The 18,985-nt window shown below is 58.7% G+C and carries 20 protein-coding genes; 17 read left to right on the forward strand and 3 right to left on the reverse strand.

From position 1 onward, the window contains the following. Window positions 1–470 precede the first annotated feature (470 nt). Genes V8J84_RS09200 through V8J84_RS09225 form a run of 6 tightly spaced genes read left to right on the forward strand, consistent with a single transcriptional unit; the run spans window position 471 to window position 4,926 of the window. Complete coding sequence (locus tag V8J84_RS09200; protein ID WP_339930300.1) at window positions 471–1,049, forward strand: hypothetical protein; 579 nt, start codon at window positions 471–473, stop codon at window positions 1,047–1,049. After that, entirely contained in the window at window positions 1,049–1,717 is a 669-nt protein-coding gene (locus tag V8J84_RS09205) for an ABC transporter ATP-binding protein (RefSeq protein ID WP_339930302.1), read from the forward strand. Before V8J84_RS09200 ends, V8J84_RS09205 begins: the two co-directional genes overlap by 1 nt. Further along, a complete protein-coding gene (locus tag V8J84_RS09210) occupies window positions 1,714–2,883 on the forward strand; it encodes an ABC transporter permease (protein ID WP_339930304.1) in 1,170 nt (389 codons plus the stop codon). Before V8J84_RS09205 ends, V8J84_RS09210 begins: the two co-directional genes overlap by 4 nt. A gap of 26 nt (window positions 2,884–2,909) precedes the next feature. Then, a complete protein-coding gene (locus V8J84_RS09215; RefSeq protein WP_339930306.1) occupies window positions 2,910–3,686 on the forward strand; it encodes a DUF4198 domain-containing protein in 777 nt (258 codons plus the stop codon). Continuing rightward, window positions 3,683–4,030, forward strand: a complete 348-nt coding sequence (locus V8J84_RS09220) for a hypothetical protein (RefSeq protein WP_339930308.1) — start codon at window positions 3,683–3,685, stop codon at window positions 4,028–4,030. Before V8J84_RS09215 ends, V8J84_RS09220 begins: the two co-directional genes overlap by 4 nt. A gap of 11 nt (window positions 4,031–4,041) precedes the next feature. Next, entirely contained in the window at window positions 4,042–4,926 is an 885-nt protein-coding gene (locus tag V8J84_RS09225) for a metal ABC transporter substrate-binding protein (RefSeq protein ID WP_339930310.1), read from the forward strand. Window positions 4,927–5,077: 151 nt separating this feature from the next. On the opposite strand, the gene V8J84_RS09230 is transcribed toward V8J84_RS09225, so the two are convergent. Further along, a complete protein-coding gene (locus V8J84_RS09230; protein ID WP_339930312.1) occupies window positions 5,078–5,917 on the reverse strand; it encodes an AAA family ATPase in 840 nt (279 codons plus the stop codon). Between the two features lie 197 nt (window positions 5,918–6,114). On the opposite strand from V8J84_RS09230, the gene dksA reads away from it, so the two are divergent. Then, on the forward strand, window positions 6,115–6,537 hold the full coding sequence (gene dksA, locus V8J84_RS09235) for an RNA polymerase-binding protein DksA (RefSeq protein ID WP_339930314.1): 423 nt from the start codon (window positions 6,115–6,117) through the stop codon (window positions 6,535–6,537). Beyond that, window positions 6,537–7,670 (forward strand): FAD-dependent monooxygenase, encoded by a 1,134-nt coding sequence (locus V8J84_RS09240; protein ID WP_339930316.1) that lies wholly within the window; start codon window positions 6,537–6,539, stop codon window positions 7,668–7,670. The genes dksA and V8J84_RS09240 overlap by 1 nt, the downstream gene beginning before the upstream one ends. Here the strand turns inward: V8J84_RS09240 and xth are convergent. Continuing rightward, window positions 7,667–8,473, reverse strand: coding sequence for an exodeoxyribonuclease III (gene xth / locus V8J84_RS09245; RefSeq protein WP_339930318.1), 807 nt, complete (start codon window positions 8,471–8,473; stop codon window positions 7,667–7,669). The genes V8J84_RS09240 and xth overlap by 4 nt on opposite strands. Before the next feature lie 103 nt (window positions 8,474–8,576). Continuing rightward, complete coding sequence (locus V8J84_RS09250; RefSeq protein WP_339930717.1) at window positions 8,577–8,900, reverse strand: HesB/IscA family protein; 324 nt, start codon at window positions 8,898–8,900, stop codon at window positions 8,577–8,579. Between the two features lie 114 nt (window positions 8,901–9,014). Between V8J84_RS09250 and V8J84_RS09255 the strand changes: the two genes are divergently transcribed. The 9 genes from V8J84_RS09255 (at window position 9,015) to scpB (ending at window position 18,970) form a co-directional block, all read left to right on the forward strand. Continuing rightward, window positions 9,015–10,157 carry a deoxyguanosinetriphosphate triphosphohydrolase gene (locus tag V8J84_RS09255; RefSeq protein WP_339930320.1) on the forward strand — a complete coding sequence of 381 codons (1,143 nt, stop codon included), beginning with the start codon at window positions 9,015–9,017 and terminating at the stop codon, window positions 10,155–10,157. A 136-nt stretch (window positions 10,158–10,293) separates the two neighbouring features. Next, a complete protein-coding gene (locus tag V8J84_RS09260; protein WP_339930322.1) occupies window positions 10,294–10,914 on the forward strand; it encodes a hypothetical protein in 621 nt (206 codons plus the stop codon). Between the two features lie 135 nt (window positions 10,915–11,049). After that, window positions 11,050–11,664 (forward strand): VPLPA-CTERM sorting domain-containing protein, encoded by a 615-nt coding sequence (locus V8J84_RS09265; protein ID WP_339930324.1) that lies wholly within the window; start codon window positions 11,050–11,052, stop codon window positions 11,662–11,664. A 52-nt stretch (window positions 11,665–11,716) separates the two neighbouring features. Then, window positions 11,717–13,558: a cation:proton antiporter gene (locus V8J84_RS09270; RefSeq protein ID WP_339930326.1), complete on the forward strand. Its 1,842-nt coding sequence runs from the start codon at window positions 11,717–11,719 to the stop codon at window positions 13,556–13,558. Between the two features lie 95 nt (window positions 13,559–13,653). Then, window positions 13,654–15,396: an arginine--tRNA ligase gene (argS, locus tag V8J84_RS09275; RefSeq protein ID WP_339930328.1), complete on the forward strand. Its 1,743-nt coding sequence runs from the start codon at window positions 13,654–13,656 to the stop codon at window positions 15,394–15,396. Between the two features lie 75 nt (window positions 15,397–15,471). Continuing rightward, a complete protein-coding gene (locus V8J84_RS09280) occupies window positions 15,472–16,506 on the forward strand; it encodes an SPOR domain-containing protein (RefSeq protein ID WP_339930330.1) in 1,035 nt (344 codons plus the stop codon). Then, window positions 16,507–17,508 (forward strand): glycoside hydrolase family 3 N-terminal domain-containing protein, encoded by a 1,002-nt coding sequence (locus V8J84_RS09285; protein ID WP_339930332.1) that lies wholly within the window; start codon window positions 16,507–16,509, stop codon window positions 17,506–17,508. A 6-nt stretch (window positions 17,509–17,514) separates the two neighbouring features. Next, window positions 17,515–18,327, forward strand: a complete 813-nt coding sequence (locus V8J84_RS09290) for a segregation and condensation protein A (protein WP_339930334.1) — start codon at window positions 17,515–17,517, stop codon at window positions 18,325–18,327. Beyond that, complete coding sequence (scpB, locus tag V8J84_RS09295; RefSeq protein ID WP_339930336.1) at window positions 18,314–18,970, forward strand: SMC-Scp complex subunit ScpB; 657 nt, start codon at window positions 18,314–18,316, stop codon at window positions 18,968–18,970. The genes V8J84_RS09290 and scpB overlap by 14 nt, the downstream gene beginning before the upstream one ends. The last annotated feature ends 15 nt before the right edge of the window (window positions 18,971–18,985 follow it).

Consider the following 18,985-nt stretch of genomic DNA (forward strand, 5'->3'; position numbering starts at 1 on the left):
ACGTTCTGCTCTCCTCATTCGCGTCAGTCGTTTCTGCCAGACGACTGCGGCCCCTCTTGGACGTGATTGCGACAATTGCGCGACCTGCGTGCGGGTGGGGGCAAGGGTGAGTTAAGGGCGAGAAGGGGCGATCAGGCACGATAATTTTGTGCGCTTCGATGCATTGAGTGCGCCCCGTTGCACGAAAGACTCATGCCTCTTGTGGCTCCGCGTGAGAGTGGCGCAAGATATGGGATTGCGGGAATTTTGAAGGTGATAGTGATGACCGCCTGACGGAATTCAGCGGGCTTTCGCCGCAGTTGCGCCAGTGGCCGCTTGCCCAACCGTGCGGTTTTGGTGACCAAAGCATAGAGTTGACGCAAGCGGCACGCAAATAGGTGCCGAGATTGTTACTCCACCCACTTGCAGACCGCAGTTGTCTGTAACAAGTTACACGCGAAAATCCCGATTTTACTTGGACTTGGTTGCCGATGAACAAGATCTCTATCCTTGCTGGTGTCGCTGTGGTGTCGTGCATCGGCGTGGCGGCATTGGTCTTTTGGCCAACGCGAGACTCTGTCTCCGAGACAGCCGAGTTTACGGCCCCCGGCCTTGAACCCATGACGATTGAAGCGGCGCGGGCGGAGTTTTGGCGCCTGACCCCGGCATTGCTGCTTGTCGTTTATGATGCGTTTGGCGAAACCGAAGAAGATGCCATTTATGACACGCTCTCAAGCGTCACACATGGGGACGCGCTGGAATACCTTTATCTGGAACGGGTCGGGGCGATGGCAGGCGGTGGCCTTGAAGAGGCGGACCAGACAATTCACGAGATCAAGCTTCTGGACACGCAGGTCGGTCGCGACGGGGCCAATTTGGCGATTGATGCGTCATGGCAGGTGATCGGGACCGTAGGGCACGCAGAACACCTGCACGTGCGGGGCAACACCTATAGTGCCGAACTGGCTGTGTCTCCGGTGGACGGCGCGTGGCGGATCACGGATTTTGATCTGCTTGAGGTGAACCGGGACACGGCGGGCGAAACATTCCTCGCGCCAGAAACGAACTGATGATTACAATTGAGAACCTCACCTTTCGCTATGGCAAAAGCGATTTTCGGCTGCGCATTCCGCGCTTTGACGTGCAAAGCGATGAGCGTGTCGCCATCGTCGGGCCAAGCGGCAGTGGCAAAACCACAATGCTTAATCTGGTGGCAGGCATCCTGACGCCGGATGGTGGCAAGATCGACGTGGCGGGCACTGAAGTTTCCAGCCTGTCGGATGTCCAACGCCGCCGGTTTCGGGCAAGCACCATTGGCTTTGTCTTTCAGGATTTCGCACTGCTCGACTATTTGTCAGCGCGGCAAAACATCCTTTACCCCTACCGGATCACACCCGCCCTGACGCTGAACGCAGAAGCCCGCGACCGCGCCGAAGCGCTGGCCGCGTCCTGCGGGATTGGCGATAAGTTAGACAGGCACCCGTCGGCGCTTAGTCAGGGCGAGCAGCAACGCGTCGCGATCTGCCGCGCATTGGTGACACAGCCCAAATTGATCCTGTCAGACGAGGCGACGGGGAATCTGGACCCCGACAGCAAATCGCGCATTCTTGATCTGTTGTTCGAACAAGCGTCGCAAGCAGGCGCCGCTGTGCTGGCCGTCACGCACGACCATGAATTGTTGCCCCGCTTCAAACGCGTGCTTGATTTCGCCGATTTCCGCGAAGGGGCAGACGCATGAACGCGCTTTATCTTGCCTTTGCTTATATGCGCTACCACTGGGCGCGTAGCCTTGTGTTGACCTTGGTCACTGCTTTGATCCTGTTCGTGCCGATTGCCACGCAAATCCTGCTATCCACCAGCGAACGCGCGCTTGTGGCGCGAGGGGAAGCGACGCCGCTGTTGCTGGGCAGTCGCGGGTCGCAATTGGACCTGACCATGGCCGCGCTGTATTTTTCCGAAGAACGCCCCGATCCTGTCGCCATGCGCGAGGTCGAGGCCGTTTGGGACAGTGGGCTGGGCATTCCGATCCCTGTGCACACCGCGTTTTCATCAAGCGGTTTCCGGATCGTCGGAACGACGCTGGATTATTTCGATTTTCGTGATTTGCCCTTGTCTGACGGGCGCGGGCTGTCAGTGCTTGGCGACGCCGTGATCGGGGCTGATGTGGCGGCGACGCTTGGCAAAGGGGTCGGCGATAGCCTTGTGTCATCGCCCGAAAATTTGTTCGATCTTGATGGTGTCTATCCGCTTGAAATGCCGATTGTCGGAGTTCTTGCCCGCACAAATTCGCCCGATGATCAGGCTGTTTTTGTTGATATCAAGACCGCTTGGGTGATCCAGGGGATCGGTCACGGTCACGAAGACGTGGTGACAGCCACGCAGGTCGCCGAAGGCACCGCAGCCCTGTCAAACGCAGCTGTCGTGCAATACCAAAAGATCACTGACGCCAATATCGACAGCTTTCACTTTCACGGATCGCAGGACGGATTTCCGGCCTCTGCGGTCATCATCGTTCCCAACGACACCCGGTCGGCGACGATCCTCAAGGGGCGCTATCTGGATACCGACGTTCCTGTGCAGCTTGTCGAACCATCCAGTGTGATCCAGGGGCTGGTGGATCGGATATTCCGGATCAAGTCACTGCTGGACGTTGTCACACTGATTATCGCGATCGCCGCATTTGCAGCTATCGGGTTGGCAGTGTTCCTGAGCTACCGTCTGCGCGCGCGCGAAATTGCCACCGCCGTCAAGCTGGGCGCACGGCGCGGCATGGTGCTGCGCTTATTGTCGGCGGAAACATTCACACTACTGTTAATTTCAGCATTTATTGCTGGTATCGGCACGATGATTGTGTCCCAAAATGCTGAAGGCTGGGTCAACTGGCTTCTTGCCCTCGGCGCATAACTTACGAAAGGCCATCAGGAGGTTTTATGAAACGTCATTTCCTTACCGCATCACTAGCAGCATTCGTTGCGGCCACGCCCGCGATTGCGCATTACGGGATGATCATCCCGAATGATCCGATGATCAGTCAGGAAGACGGGCGCAGTGTTGCGCTGACCATGTCGTTCTCGCATCCGTTCGAGATGGACGGCATGATGCTTGAAACCCCGGTTGGCTTTTCTGTCACCCACGAAGGGACGACAACCGACCTTTTGGGCGACCTGCAGGACGCGACCGTGATGGATGATCAGGGCTACACGCTTGATTATCCGCTTGAGCGGCCCGGCACCTATATTTTTGCGATGGAACCGCATCCGTATTGGGAACCCGCGGAGGATGCGTTTATCATCCACTACACCAAAACCTATGTGACCGCTTTTGGCGATGACGAAGGCTGGGACACTGAACTGGGCCTCAAGACCGAGATCGTGCCATTGTCCAAGCCTTTTGGTCTGTGGGAGCACAATGTTTTTCAAGGCATCGTCAAGATGGATGGCGAACCTGTGCCCTACGCCGAGGTCGAGGTTGAGTTTTTCAACGATGGCGCAGGTGCCACCGTGCCCGATGAGCTGATGATCACGCAAACGGTCAAAGCCGACGCTGATGGCGTGTTCACCTACGCGCCGCCGTCTGACGGCTGGTGGGGGTTTGCCGCGCTGAACACGGCTGATTACAAGCTGACCGAAGAAGGCTCTGGCGAGGAAAAAGCCGTTGAGCTTGGCGCAGTGATCTGGGTGCACTTTGAAGAGTGGACGGGTCAGTGACCCGAGCTTTTCGCGGGGCGCTTGCCCTGACATGCCTTTGTGTCGTCGCCCCCGTCGGGGCGGCCGCACACCAGTTGATCGTGTTTGCATCCGTTGACTGCGAAGCCGTGACGGTCGAGGCTAAATTTTCCAATGGCAATCCCGTCCAGATCGCAGATGTCCGCGTGCTGGATGGTCAGAACGCATTGATCACCACCTTGCCGATCACCGAAGACGGGACGCTCTCTGTGCCGCTTGACAGTCTGGATTATTCGCAAGGGCTGGTGATCGAAGTCGATACAGGCAGCCATGACAATTACTGGATTTTGACGCCCGACGACATCACCCGAAACTGCCAGAGCTAAGAGTGAAACCTATGTTAAGACGCCTTCTTTCCGCGTGGTTGTTCGTTTTTGTCGCCAGCGGCGCAACAGCGCAGGATCGCCCGCAGGTCGTGGCCGTGAATTACCCGTTACAGTATTTCGCCGAACGCCTGTTGGGGGATGATGCGGACGTGGTGTTTCCCGTTCCCGCAGACGTTGATCCGTCATTCTGGCGTCCCACGGTCGCGGATATCACCACGATCCAGTCTGCCGATTTGATCCTTCTGAACGGTGCGGGGTTTGCGACATGGGTTGATCGCGTATCGCTGCCACGTGCAAAGACCGTCAATACGACCGCGGCCATCGAAGACCAGTTCATCTTTACCGAAAGCATCACCCACAGCCACGGTGAGGGGGAAGAGCATTCGCATGAAGGGCTGGCATCCTACCTCTGGCTGGACCCGACACTGGCTGCCGCGCAAGCACAGGCTGTTGCTGACGCCATCACCGCGCGGGGGCTTTCCCCTGCTGATGATGTTGCGGCGCGCATGGCGGAGCTTCAGGCGGACCTAGAGGCGCTTGATACGCAAGCCAGCAGTGCGTTGGCGGATTTGCAGGACGTGACGATCATCACGACCCACCCACGCTATCAATACCTCGCCCGCCGTTATGGGCTGACCGTCAACTCGCTTGAATGGGAAGCGGGTGCTGCGCCGACAGATGATGAGCTTGATGCGTTGACGTCACTTATCACCGAGACAGGTGCGCGCGTCTTGATTTGGGAAGCGACCCCACCGGAAGCTGCCTTTGCACAAACAGCGGCACTTGGGGTGGAGAATGTGGTCTTTGTTTCACTGGCGCATCAAAGTGATGACAGCAAGTTTATTGACGCGTTTTCGGACGGGCTGGCAGCTTTGACGACGCTCACCTCGCAATAATTGACTGTCAGACTTGCGGTCTGGCAGGTCGCCGCTGGACAGTGTTCATCATCTCACTGGCAATCCGACTTTATGATGATCGGACATTCGATCAAGGTGCCGCACTGATCACGAATGGCCAAAGGTCGCGACGTTCAGCAATTTGAAGCCGCTACCGCCCGCCACGCGCCATAAACGCGAGGCGTTCAAAAAGATGCACGTCCTGCTCGTTCTTGAGCAAAGCGCCGTGCAGCTTGGGCAGGGCGTTTGCGCCATCGCGTTTCAGGTCAGCGGCGTCCAGATCCTCGGCCAGAAGTAGTTTCAGCCAGTCGAGAACCTCTGACGTGGACGGCTTTTTCTTCAATCCCTGCGTCTCGCGCACTTCATAGAACTGGGTGAGGGCGGCTGTCAGCAGGCTTTCTTTGATGTCGGGATGATGCACCGCCACGATCTCGCGCAGGGTGTCGATATCGGGGAAGCGGATGAAGTGGAAAAAGCAGCGCCGCAGGAAGGCGTCGGGCAACTCTTTTTCATTGTTGGACGTGATGATGACCACGGGGCGATGGATCGCACGGACGGTCTCGCCTGTCTCGTAGACGTGGAATTCCATCTTATCGAGCTCTTGCAGCAGGTCGTTCGGAAACTCGATATCCGCTTTGTCGATCTCGTCGATCAGCAGCACAACCTTGCCGTCTGCGCCAAATGCCTCCCACAGCTTGCCCTTGCGGATGTAGTTGGCGACGTCATGCACCTTTTCATCCCCAAGCTGGCTGTCGCGCAGGCGGCTGACCGCATCATATTCGTAAAGCCCCTGTTGGGCCTTTGTGGTCGATTTGATGTGCCATTCGATCATCGGCAGACCAAGTGCTGCGCTGACTTGCCGCGCCAGTTCGGTTTTGCCGGTGCCGGGTTCGCCTTTCACCAGAAGCGGCCGCTCCAGCGTGATCGCGGCGTTGACCGCCATTTTCAGATCATCTGTCGCGATATAGCTGTCCGTGCCGGCAAATTGCATGTCATCAAACCCCTTTGTGCGGGGTTGTCATATGCTGCAATCACGCGGGCTTCAACTGATTGCGCAAACATGGAATAGGGGGTGACACCGCGTCATCAAAGGCGTAAAGGACGGCCAATTCATGGGGTAACTAACAAGTATGCGACATGACAGATGATACCGTTTTTCCATCTGGATCGCACGCTAAGGGGACAAAAATGAAAGCCGAAACATTCCTTCCAGAAGATTATAAGCCGGTTGAAAACGAACCGTTCATGAACGAACGCCAGACCGAGTATTTCCGCCGCAAGCTGTTGAACTGGAAATCGGAACTGATGGAAGACAGCCGCGATACTGTCGCAGGCATGAAAGACCAGACCCGCAATATCCCCGACGTTGCCGACCGCGCGTCCGAGGAAACAGACCGCGCGCTGGAACTGCGCACACGTGACCGTCAGCGCAAGCTTGTGTCCAAAATTGACGCGGCCCTGCGCCGTATCGACGAGGGCGAGTATGGCTACTGCGAAATCACCGGTGAGCCGATCTCGCTCAAGCGTCTGGATGCACGTCCTATCGCTGTGATGAGCCTTGAGGCGCAAGAGCGTCACGAGCGCGGTGAAAAGGTGCACCGCAAAGACTGATGGGTCATAATGCGGGCCGCAGCATCGCCGTTGTTGGCGGCGGTATTGGCGGCCTGACCGCCGCGCTGGCGTTTGCCCGCACAGGCGCAAGAGTAACAGTTCACGAACAGGCAGCGGCGCTGACAGAAGTTGGCGCCGGACTGCAAATCACTCCGAACGGCGCACGCGTGCTGCATGCCTTGGGGTTATCCGATCAAATGGATCGCGCAGGGCTGCCCGCCGCTGCCGTTTGCCCCACCGATGCGCTGACCGGACGCCGGATCGCGCGGTTTGATCTGACGGGGCGCGACTACCGCTTTTTTCACCGTGCTGATCTGATCGATATGCTGGCCCAAAGCTGCGCGCAGGCCGGTGTTGAGGTGCGGACGAATGCGCGGGTCCAAGGGATGACGGGTGATGGTATGGATGATGAGACGTCGCCCATTCTGACCATCGGCGCGGACGGGCTGAAATCTGTCTGTCGTTCAGTGCTGAACCCGACCGACAAGCCGTTTTTTACAGGGCAGGTCGCGTGGCGGGCCATGGTGCCGATGGCAGATGTTGCCCCAGAGGCGAAGATCTGGATGGCACCCGGCCGCCATGTTGTCACCTATCCGCTGACCGGCGGGCGGCTTAACATCGTGGCGGTGCAAGAACGCGACAGCTTTGCCGAGGATGGCTGGCACCACCACGATGATCCTGCAAATTTGAGGGCGGCATTCAACGACGTCTGTCCCGTCTTGGCCGATATACTGGGTCGTGTGGATGATGTGCGGCTGTGGGGGCTGTTTCGCTATGAGGTCGCGCAAAACTGGCATGGCACGGGGCTTGCGCTTCTTGGCGATGCGGCGCATCCGACGCTACCGTTTCTGGCACAAGGGGCCAATCTGGCGATCGAGGATGCCTTTGTCTTGGCGCAGTGCTGTGACCGCGATCCGTCCGTGGAAAAGACCTTGCCGGAATATCAGGAGATCCGTCGCCCGCGTGTGATGCGTGCCATCGCTGCGGCAAACGCCAATGCGCGGAACTATCACCTTTCGGGGTTCAGGCGGCGCGTGGCGCACGCGGGGCTATCCGGTTTGGGCAAGATCGCGCCGGATGCATTCCTAAATCGGATGGATTGGCTTTACGGGCACGACGTCACTACGGGTTAGGCGGCCAGATCAATCCAGACGGGCACGTGATCGGACGGTTTTTCTCGCCCGCGCACAGCGCTTTCGATCCAGCAATCGCGCATCAGATCGGCGCATTGCGGTGTCAGCAGGAAATGGTCGATACGGATGCCATCGTCTTTTTCCCATGCGCCCGCCTGATAATCCCAGAATGAATAATGCCCCGCACCGGCCTGTCGCGCGCGAAAGCCTTCGGTGAAACCAAGGTTCACGATGCGTCGGAACGCTTGGCGGCTGGGCAGACGGTGCAACGCGTCTTTGGTCCATGCGTCAGGCCGCTTGGCGTCCTCGCGTTGCGGGATAATGTTGTAGTCACCGGCCATCAGGGCGGGTGTTTCTTGCGCCATGAGATCTTGTGCGCGATCATAAAGGCGGTCCATCCAGTCCAGCTTGTAGGCGTATTTGCCGCCTGCGACGGGGCTGCCGTCGTCGTTCAGTTCAACCGGATTGCCGTTTGGCAGATAGAGCCCGCAGATGCGCAGGGCCTGATCGCCAACCACAGTCGCCTCGATCCAGCGGGCCTGTTCATCGCTATCATCGCCGGGCAAGCCGCGGGTCACGTCCTCAAGGGGCAGTTTGGACAAGACTGCCACACCGTTAAAGCCTTTTTGCCCATGGGTTTCGACGTTGTAGCCCATGTCCTCGAACACGTCGCGAGGGAAGTTTTCATCAACCGATTTGATCTCTTGCAGCAGCGCCACGTCAGGCGCGCTTTCGGTCAGCCAGTCGGTTAGCGCGTTGATCCGCGCCTTGACGCCATTGATGTTGAATGTCGCGATTTTCATAAATGCCCCCGCCGATTGGTCAGATCACTTGTGCCGCGTCACGCGGGCGACTGCCAGCGGTTTCGAAACCTCCGATCAATTTCGCCATCAGAAACTCGGGGCGTTACATGGAGAACGAGGTGCCGCATCCACACGACGATGTCGCGTTGGGATTGTTGATCACAAAGCGCGCGCCGATCAGCTCTTCCGAGAAATCGATCACGGCGTCTGTCAAAAAGGGTAGGGACACGCTGTCGATCAGGACTTTCTCGCCAGACCCCTCAAGCACCAGATCGTCGTCCTTGGGTTCATCAAGATCAATCTCGTACTGAAAGCCCGAACACCCGCCACCTTCGACGGCGACGCGGAGGGCTTTGCCTTGGGCGGCTGCACCGATCTCTGACAAACGCTCAAACGCGCGCGGTGTGACTTTGGGGGGAACTGTCAGCATCATCAGACCTATCGAATTGCTCTCGCGCATAATATAGGGGGGTCAGGCAAACGGAACAAGGCGGCGGGCGGGACACCTGATGCTTTGATCCAGAAAAGATGGGGCAGGGACATGGCAGCGCGTTTTGCGACTGATCCGGCAAATGTGCGCGGGCGGCTTTTTGTCGAGGAAGAGAGCATCTTTCGCTCTCCCTTCCAGCGGGACCGCGACCGGATTATCCACGCATCGGCTTTTCGCAGGCTGAAGCATAAAACACAGGTGTTTATTGAACACGAAGGCGATTATTTCCGCACCCGTCTGACCCATTCCATCGAGGTGGCGCAAGTCGCCCGCACCGTGGCCGCAGCCCTTGATCTGAACGTGGAGCTGACCGAGGCCGTGGCCCTTGCGCATGATCTGGGGCACACCCCGTTTGGCCACACGGGCGAGGAGGCGTTGCACCGTCTCATGACACCCTACGGTGGTTTCGATCACAACGCGCAAGCCCTGCGCATCGTCACCAATCTGGAGCGCCACTACGCCGAATGGGACGGGCTGAACCTGACGTGGGAAACGCTGGAGGGTATCGCCAAGCACAACGGCCCTGTGACCGGCGATATCCCTTATGCGCTGGCCGATTACAACGCGCAGCACGATCTGGAACTGCACACCCACGCCAGCGCCGAAGCACAGGTGGCCGCGCTGTCGGACGATATCGCCTACAACAACCACGATCTGCACGATGGCCTGCGGGCCGAGTTGTTCAGCACCGATGATCTGGCCGAACTGCCGATCCTGCACGACTGCTTTGCCGAGGTGGACCGCAAGTATCCCGGTCTGAATTACTATCGCCGCCGCCACGAGGCTTTGCGGCGTTTCTTTGGTATTCTGGTCGAGGATGTGATCGTCGTCAGCCGCCGCAATCTGGCACGGCTTGATCCGGCATCGGTGCATGATGTGCGTCATGCGGGGCGGATGCTGGTGCAGTTTACGCCGGCGCTTTGGTCTGATCTGAAAATTATCCGCCAGTTCCTGTTCGAACGCATGTATCGCGCGCCCGCAGTGGTGCAGATGCGCCGCGAAGTGACGCAGATGGTCGATGAGTTGTTCCCGTTCTTCATGACCAACACCGACGAGTTGCCAAAACAGTGGCGCAAGGATGTCGCCGACGCGCCCGATCAAACAGCACTGGCACGGATCGTAGCGGATTACATTGCAGGCATGACCGACCGCTTTGCCATTCAAGAACACGCGCGGCTGATCGGTGGGGGCTGAGCCGATCCAGCGAAAACGCCACAAATTTGAATGAAATGCGTCACGGTTCCGCCCTGATTGGGGTGTCTATTCGATCTTGGTGGGACCAACCGTATGAGAACGTCTGCGCATATGCGCGGTTCTCAGGAAAGACGATATGTCCATTCGGAACCTGCCAGTTCTCATTACCCTTTTTACGCTCCTGTCATTCAAACCTGCCACGGCCGCTACGTTTTTCGCGGATCGGACATCATTTGAAACCGCAACGCAGGCGCTTGTTCTTGAGGATTTTCGCGATAGCAGTTTTGCGTCGGGATTGACCATCTCGTCGGACAACGGCGAGCGACGTGGCAATCAGTGGCGCGATACAGTTTCCCGACCGCTGTTGGGTTTGCTGGGTGGCGCGCAAAGCACCTTCAATTTCGCGGCCCCGCAAATCGCCTTCGGGGCGACGTTTGATCTGTCAGCAGGGGGCTTGGATGCCGGACTGCGTTTTGTGCTTGATGGATCAATCGCACTTGGGACCGAGTTGGCGCAAGCGGACGAAACCTTTTTCGGATTTATCGCTGACACGCCGTTCAGCAGTGTGACTATCATGGGTGGCACCAATGGCGGGCTTCTGACAACGTCTGAACGTTATACGATGGATGACCTTATCTTTACCAATACGGTCGCGCCATCGACCGTGCCGTTGCCAGCACCTTTCCTGCTTTTGCTTGCGGGTATGGTTGCGCTTTACACGTTACGGCGGCGCAGGACGGTATCGCTTACAACCTGACGTAGCGTCATCAACAATCGCCAGAGTTAAACCACATTGTTAACAAACCCCTGCCGCCAGAGCAGGGTTTAACCCTTGTCAGACGACAGGGGTGGTTTGTTCCAGACCACCGGTCACAGGAACAAGAGGTCTTTCATGTCGGGTCTGGTCAAATCACTGGCTTTTTCACTTGTTGCGGTCATGCTGGCTGCCACACCGACAGCGGCTGCCACGACGTTCTACACCGACCGCGCGGCCTTTGATGCGGCGACGAACCCTTTAGTAGTCGAGGACTTTGCCGACACCACGCTTGTCACTGGCCTGTCGGTGGCGACCAGTGTCGGACAAGCACAGGATGGCATCTGGCGCGACCGCCCGACGCCTGTTGGCGCGCAAACCACATGGTCATTTGCAGCACCCGTCACCGCGTTTGGTGCGGATTTCGATCTGTCACCGGGCGGGCAGGGCACAGGGCTGAAATTCCTGCTAAACGGCACGACCCTGTTGTCGCAGGAATTGCAAAATTTCACGCCCACGTTCTTTGGCTTTATCAGCGATGATCCTTTCGGCAGCCTGTTGATCCAGGCTGGCACGGCGCCTGTGTTTTACATCGCAGAAACCCATGACATGGATAACCTGTCATTTGGCAATGTCCTTGCCCCGCCTGTGGCACCGGTGCCCTTGCCAGCGGCGGTCTGGATGCTTCTGGCCGGCCTTGGCGCGGTCTTTAGTTTGTCGCGCCGCAAAGCCCAAATGCCTTCTGCCGCTTGAGGTTACGCGCCTTCGTGTTAGGTCTTAGCGAAATTAAGACCGGAGCACCGCCATGGCGACTGAATATACTGATGCAATGTCACCTGTAATGGCGTTTGCGCTTGTGGGCGCTTTGGGTGTGGGGTCGCAATGGCTTGCGTGGCGGCTGCGCATGCCCGCCATCGTGCTGATGCTGCTGGCCGGTGTGCTGGTGGGGCCGGTTCTGGGGATCTTTGATCCGCAACGCGATATCGGGACTTTGATGGGGCCGATAATCGCTATCGCGGTGGCGATTATTCTGTTTGAGGGCGGTCTAACGCTCAATTTTCATTCGTTGCAGGACGCTGTGAAAGGCGTGAAACGTCTGGTCTTTGTGGGCGCCCCGCTGGGCTGGCTGACCTCGGCGCTGGCCCTGCACTATGTGGCCGGGTTGAGCTGGGAAAGCGCGGCTGTTTTTGGCGGGATCATGATTGTCACAGGGCCGACGGTAATCGCCCCGCTACTGCGCACCGCGCGCCTGTCACGCAGACCCGCGGCGTTGTTGCAGTGGGAAGCAATCGTCAACGATCCCATTGGCGCGCTTGCAGCCGTGCTGGCCTACGAGGTCGTTCTGGTGCTGAACACCTCGACCACAGTGGGCGAGGCGGTCATTGATCTGGCCATCGGCATCACGATCGCCACCGTGCTTGGCGTGGCGGCAGGATACGGCCTTGCGCGGTCCTTCAAACGCGGATGGGTGCCTGAATATATGAAGGTGCCGGTGCTGTTTTCGTTGCTTCTGGCGACCTTTGCGCTGGCCGACGGTGTGCTGCACGAAAGCGGCCTGCTGGCGGTGACGATCATGGGGATCGTGATCGCAAACGCCAATCTGCCCAGCTATGAAGAACTGCGCAGGTTCAAGGAACACGCGACCGTTCTGCTGGTATCGGGTGTCTTTATCCTGCTGGCGGCTGGCCTTGATTTTGCGGCGCTTAGCCGTTTGGACTGGGCCGCGCTGGCCTTTGTCGCGATCGTGATCTTTGTGGCGCGCCCGCTGACCGTGCTCATATCGCTTTTTGCATCCGGCATCCCGTGGCGCGAGCAGATTCTGGTGGCGTTTACCGGTCCGCGCGGCGTTGTGCTTGTCGCTGTGGCGGGGCTTTTTGGCGAACGCCTGCTTGATCTGGGGTTTGAGGATGCCGCACTGATCGGCCCGCTGGCCTTTGTGCTGGTGTCGGCTACGGTGGTCCTGCACGGGTTCACGCTTGCCCCGTTTGCACGTTTCCTGGGTCTCACCGGTGCCGATACGCCCGGCGTTGTCCTGATCGGTGGGTCCAAATGGTCAACCGCCTTTGCTGAAGCCTTGAAAAAGGCGGATGTACCCGTGTTGATGACCGACCCCAATTTCGGGCATCTTCGGGATGCGCGCACTGCGGGCATTGATACGTTCTCGGGCGATATTCTGTCTGAAGCAGCCGAACTGCGCCTTGAGCTTGTCAGCTATGCCACACTCGTCGCGGCGACCGATAATGACGCGTACAATACGCTGGTCGCTACAGACCTTGCGCCGGAATTCGGCCGCGAAAACGTGTTCCAGATCATGCGGGTGAAAAGCGAAAGCGCACGCCACCAACTGCCGCGCACATTGGGCGGCAGACCGTTTGGCCCTGACAAAACCCACACCGAACTTGAACGGATGGTTGCAGATGGCTGGACATTCCGCGTGACGCGGCTGACAGAAGAATTCACCTTTGACGACTGGCGTCGTGAACGCCCAGATGCACTCTTGGTGGGCCGGATTTCCGAGATCGGTGACATCACGCTGATCCGCAAGGACGAAGACGTGAAGGGCGGACCGGACGTGCGGGTAATCGCGCTGCGCCCGCCGCGTGATCCGGCTGAAAAAATTCAGCCACCCGCAGCCGCAGGCAGCTGACACGCGCGGCTGCCGTTGACCTGACAGGGCTGCGTGATAAGACGCGGATCAAACGCGCCATGTGGCGTGCGCTGACGCATGAGAAAGCCTGACCGATGAACTTATTTGCCGATATCCGTGCCGTGGTGCTGACCTGTCTGGACCAGTTGGTGTCTGACGGTGTGCTGCCTGCCGATCTGTCCTACGACAACGTGTCGGTCGAGCCGCCCCGCGATGCGGCCCACGGTGATATGGCGACGAACGCCGCGATGGTGCTGGCCAAGCCCGCAAAATCGAACCCGCGCGCCATTGCAGAGGCATTGGCCGCCAAATTGCAGGCTGATAACCGGATCACAGTTGCCGAAGTGGCCGGGCCGGGCTTTTTGAACATGCGGCTGGCCCCGCAGGTCTGGCAGGGCGTGGTCAAGACTGCATTGACAGACGCCAGCTTTGGCCGCTCCGGTCTGGGGCAGGGGCAAAAGCTGATGGTGGAATATGTGTCCGCTAACCCCACAGGCCCGCTGCACGTGGGCCACACACGGGGCGCTGTGTTTGGTGACGCGCTGGCAAGCCTGCTGGATTACGCAGGCTATGACGTCACACGGGAATACTACATCAATGATGGCGGCGCGCAGGTCGATGTCCTCGCGCGGTCTGTGTATCTGCGGTATCAAGAGGCGCATGGCCAAGAGGTGGCGTTCCCCGAAGGCACGTATCCCGGTGACTACCTTGTTGCTGTGGGCGAGGCGCTGAAAGCGCGCGTGGGCGATGCGTATTTGGAAAAAAGCGAGGATGTGTGGCTCGCTGATGTGCGGGAATTCGCGACTGAACAGATGATGGACCTGATCCGTGCTGACCTAAAGGCGTTGGGTGTCGAAATGGACAGCTTCTATAGCGAGAAATCGCTCTACGGCACCGGCCTGATCGAAGAGGCGATTGCCGAGCTGGACGCCAAGGGCCTGATCTATCGTGGCACGCTGGAGCCGCCCAAGGGCAAGATGCCTGATGATTGGGAACCGCGCGAGCAGATGCTGTTCAAGTCCACCGAACATGGTGATGACGTAGACCGGCCTGTGCAGAAATCCGACGGCTCTTGGACCTATTTCGCGCCCGATATCGCTTACCACTACGACAAGGTGAAGCGCGGTTTTGACCAGCTGATTGACGTCTTCGGCGCCGATCACGGTGGCTATGTCAAACGGATGAAGGCGGCGGTATCTGCGTTGTCCGACACCAAGGTGCCGTTGGACGTGAAGCTGACACAGCTTGTGAAGCTCTATAAGAATGGCGAGCCGTTCAAGATGTCCAAGCGGGCAGGGACATTTGTGACCCTGCGCGACGTCGTTGATCAGGTTGGTGCGGACGTCACGCGGTTTCACATGCTGACCCGCAAGAACGATGCACCGCTGGATTTTGACTTTGACAAAGTGACCGAGCAGTCCAAAGACAATCCGGTTTTCTACGTGCAATACGCCCATGCGCGGGTGAACTCGGTGCTGCGCAAGGCGGCCGATGAAGGTATTGCAACTGATGACGCCACACTGGCAGCGGCGGATCTTGGCCGTTTGTCGCATGATGCTGAACTGACAGTTGCCAAGAAAATCGCCGAGTGGCCACGTCTGGTCGAGATTGCAGCCAAGGGTCACGAGCCACACAAGATCGCCTTCTATCTCTATGATTTAGCGTCAGATTTCCACGGACTGTGGAATCGTGGCAATGACGATACCAGCCTGCGGTTCTTGCAGGTGGGTGACATTGACACAACACAGGCGAAAATCGCGCTGATCCGTGCCGTTTCCGTTGTGATTTGCGAAGGCTTGTCTATTCTTGGCGTTACGCCGGTGGAAGAGATGCGCTAAAGCAACCGCCACCGCATGACATGAGCAGTAGCGATCTGCACCCGATCAATGAGGTGTGGGCGAGAGGCAAGAGCGATGGCAACTTACGACGAATTGAGCAACGGGACTCCGTCCAATCGGGCGGGTGTGCTGGTGAACTACGCCGGTGCGGCAGTCTCATTGGCCCTTGTGGCTGGTGTGGGCATCTGGGGATACAAACTGGTCATGCGTGATGTGACCGGCATTCCTGTTGTGCGTGCCATGGAAGGCGCGATGCGCGTGGCCCCCGAAAATCCTGGCGGCGACGTGGCGCGCCACGAAGGCCTTGCCGTGAACGAAGTTGCCGCTGATGGCGCTGCCGCAGCGCCGGGCGACACGCTGCTGCTTGCACCTGTGACCACGCAGCTGTCCGAAGAAGACCTTGCCGTGCAACCGATGGCCGAAGCTGACGAGGTGCGCGCAGCAGATGCAGCACCTGCAACCGCAGAGACCGAAACGCCAACCGCCCTGAACGCTGATCCGGTGGTGCCGGACGGACCATTGTCGGCTGACGATATTCTGGCGCTTGCCGACCAGATCGCCGCTGGGGCCGCCCCGCTGACTGCACTTGCCGAAGGGCAGGACGTGGCGCCGCAACTGGCCGTTGACGGTGAAGCTGTGGCAACCGCGCCGCTGATTGATCCAAGCGTGCCGGGTGTTGCCGTGTCATTGCGCCCAACTGTGCGCCCCGCAAGCCTTGTGACCGTTGCAGCACCAGCAGCAGCCCCGGCTGCAACCCCAAGTGACGCCGATGTTGTTGCAGCTGCTGTGGCCGAAGCTGCGCCGGCAAGCCAGCCAAACCTGACCACAACCGACCTCACACTGGCATCCTCCATTCCGGCTGGCACGCATCTGGTGCAGCTTGGTGCTTTCCCCACGGCTGAACAGGCCGCCAGCGAATGGGACCGTCTGTCAGGATCGTTTGCAGAATTCATGACAACCAAAAACCGCGTCATTCTCGAAGCTACAAGCGGCGGGCAAAAGTTCTATCGCTTGCGCGCCAGCGGCTTTGACCAGATGAGCGACGCCCGCCGTTTTTGTGCCGCTTTGATCGCGGGCAGTGCAGATTGCATCCCTGTGGTGACGCAATAAATGCCACTGCGCGAAACCCACGGTGCGACGATATTCGGCTGTGAAGGTCATGGTGTAACTAATTGGGAAAAATCGTTTTTTCGTGATGCCGACCCGCTTGGCTTCATTCTGTTTGCGCGCAACGTGGATACGCCTGACCAGCTCCGGCGCCTGACGTCTGACCTGCGGGAAACCGTGGGGTGGCAGGCCCCGATCCTGATTGATCAGGAAGGTGGCCGCGTGCAGCGGATGCGCGCGCCGCATTGGCACGACTATCTTCCTGCGCTGGACCAGATGGAACAGGCGCAGGACCCGATGCGCGCGCAATATCTGCGCAACCGGATGATCGCCCACGAACTGCATGCTGTTGGCATTGATGTGAACTGCGCCCCATTGGCTGATCTTGTCGAACGCCAAACCCATCCCGTGTTGCGAAACCGCCTATATGGCAGTGATATTGATACCGTTGTGGCCGCCGCGCAGGTCTGTGCCGATGCGTTTCTGGCCGGTGGTGTGTTGCCTGTACTGAAACATATTCCGGGATATGGGCGTGCGTCGGTGGATAGCCACAAGGCGCTGCCGCGTGTGCGTGAGGGGCGCGCTGCGCTGACTGCGCGGGATTTTGCGCCGTTCAAACAGCTCAATCACATCCCGATGGGGATGACCGCGCATATCGTGTTTGAGGATATCGACGCGGACGCGCCCGCCACCACGTCACCGAAGATGATGGAGGTGATCCGTCATGATATCGGTTTTCACGGGCTGATCATGTCGGATGATCTTTCGATGGAGGCCCTGTCCGGCACGCCTGCCGAACGCGCTGCGGCGACGATTGCGGCGGGCTGTGACATTGTTCTGCATTGCAACGGCGAACCTGATCAGATGGAGGCCGTTGCGGCCGCGTCGGGGACCATGACCGCATCCGCGCGCATCCGTGCCGATGCCGCCCTGGATCAGCGCAAAACCCCTGACGATATTGACTTTCGGTCACTGGAAGCGGAACTTGCAACCCTACTTGGGTAGGGACGCATGAGCGATACGGATTTTCAGGAAGACGCTCCGACAGGAGACATGTCTGTCAGCGACCGTGTGGCCGCTGAAGCCCTGATCGTGAACGTTGATGCCTTTGAAGGTCCGCTTGATCTGTTGCTGACACTTTCGCGCACCCAAAAGGTTGACCTGCGCCAGATTTCGATCCTTGCGCTGGCCGAACAGTATCTGGAATTTGTGGAGCGGGCCAAGCAGTTACGGCTTGAACTTGCAGCGGATTATCTGGTCATGGCCGCGTGGCTGGCGTTTCTGAAATCGCGCCTCTTGCTTCCGCCCGATCCCGAGGCCGAGGGGCCGTCGGGCGAAGAACTTGCCGCACACCTTGCCTTCCAGCTTGAACGCCTGTCTGCCATGCGCGATGCGGCAGCGAAACTGATGGCCCGTGACCAGCTAGGCCGTGATTTCTTTGCGCGCGGTATAACCGAGGACGTCGCCCGTGTGCGAAAAGTGACCTACACCGCGACCTTGCTGGACCTGATGCAAGGCTATGCCCGTATCCGCACCAAGGACGAATTTCGCCCCTTTGTCATGGACCGGCAAGCGGTGATGACGATGGAACAGGCGTTAGAGCGCATGCGCGGCCTGATCGGCTTTGCAGGCGAGTGGACCGACATCCTGTCCTATCTGCCCGATGGCTGGGAAGGCGACACCGTGCGCGCGCGGTCCAGCACGGCGGCGACCTTTGCTGCGTCGCTTGAGCTGGCCAAAGAAGGCAAGATTGAAATCCGGCAAGGCGATACCTTTGCCCCGATCCAAATTCGCAAGAAAGACCCCCGCGATGGCGAAACCTGAGAACGACAGCCTGTTTGAAGCGCCGCCCATGGGCGAGCAGGAACGCATGGTCGAGGCGATCCTGTTTGCAACGGCGGAACCTGTGACAGTGACCGAACTCATGGGCCGCATGCCTCATGGGTCTGATCCTGCCGAGGCCATCGTGTATCTGCGCAAACGCTACGAGGGGCGAGGCGTGAACATCGTCAAGATTGACGGTGCGTGGGCGATCCGCACCGCACCTGATCTTGGGTTCCTGATGCGCAAGGAAACCGTTGAGACGCGCAAGCTGTCCCGCGCTGCGATTGAGACGCTGGCGATTGTGGCCTACCACCAGCCCGCAACCCGCGCGGAAATTGAGGAAATCCGGGGTGTGAGCGTGTCACGCGGCACCATTGACCAGTTGATCGAGATGGAATGGATCAGGTTTGGCCGCAGGCGGATGACGCCCGGTCGGCCCGTCACGTTTATCGTCACGCAAGGCTTCTTGGATCACTTTGGGCTTGAGAATGCCCGCGATCTGCCGGGTCTGGCTGAACTGCGCTCTGCCGGATTGCTGGAAAACCGTCCACCGCCGGGGCAAGGACTTGGGTCGTCACAATCAGGTCAAACTGATGACGAAGAAGAAGACGATGATCAGGTCGATATGTTCGAGGACGAATAGGCGCGTTGTAAATGA

It is taken from the genome of Yoonia sp. 208BN28-4, assembly GCF_037543925.1.
In the GTDB taxonomy this organism is placed as follows: Bacteria; Pseudomonadota; Alphaproteobacteria; order Rhodobacterales; family Rhodobacteraceae; genus Yoonia.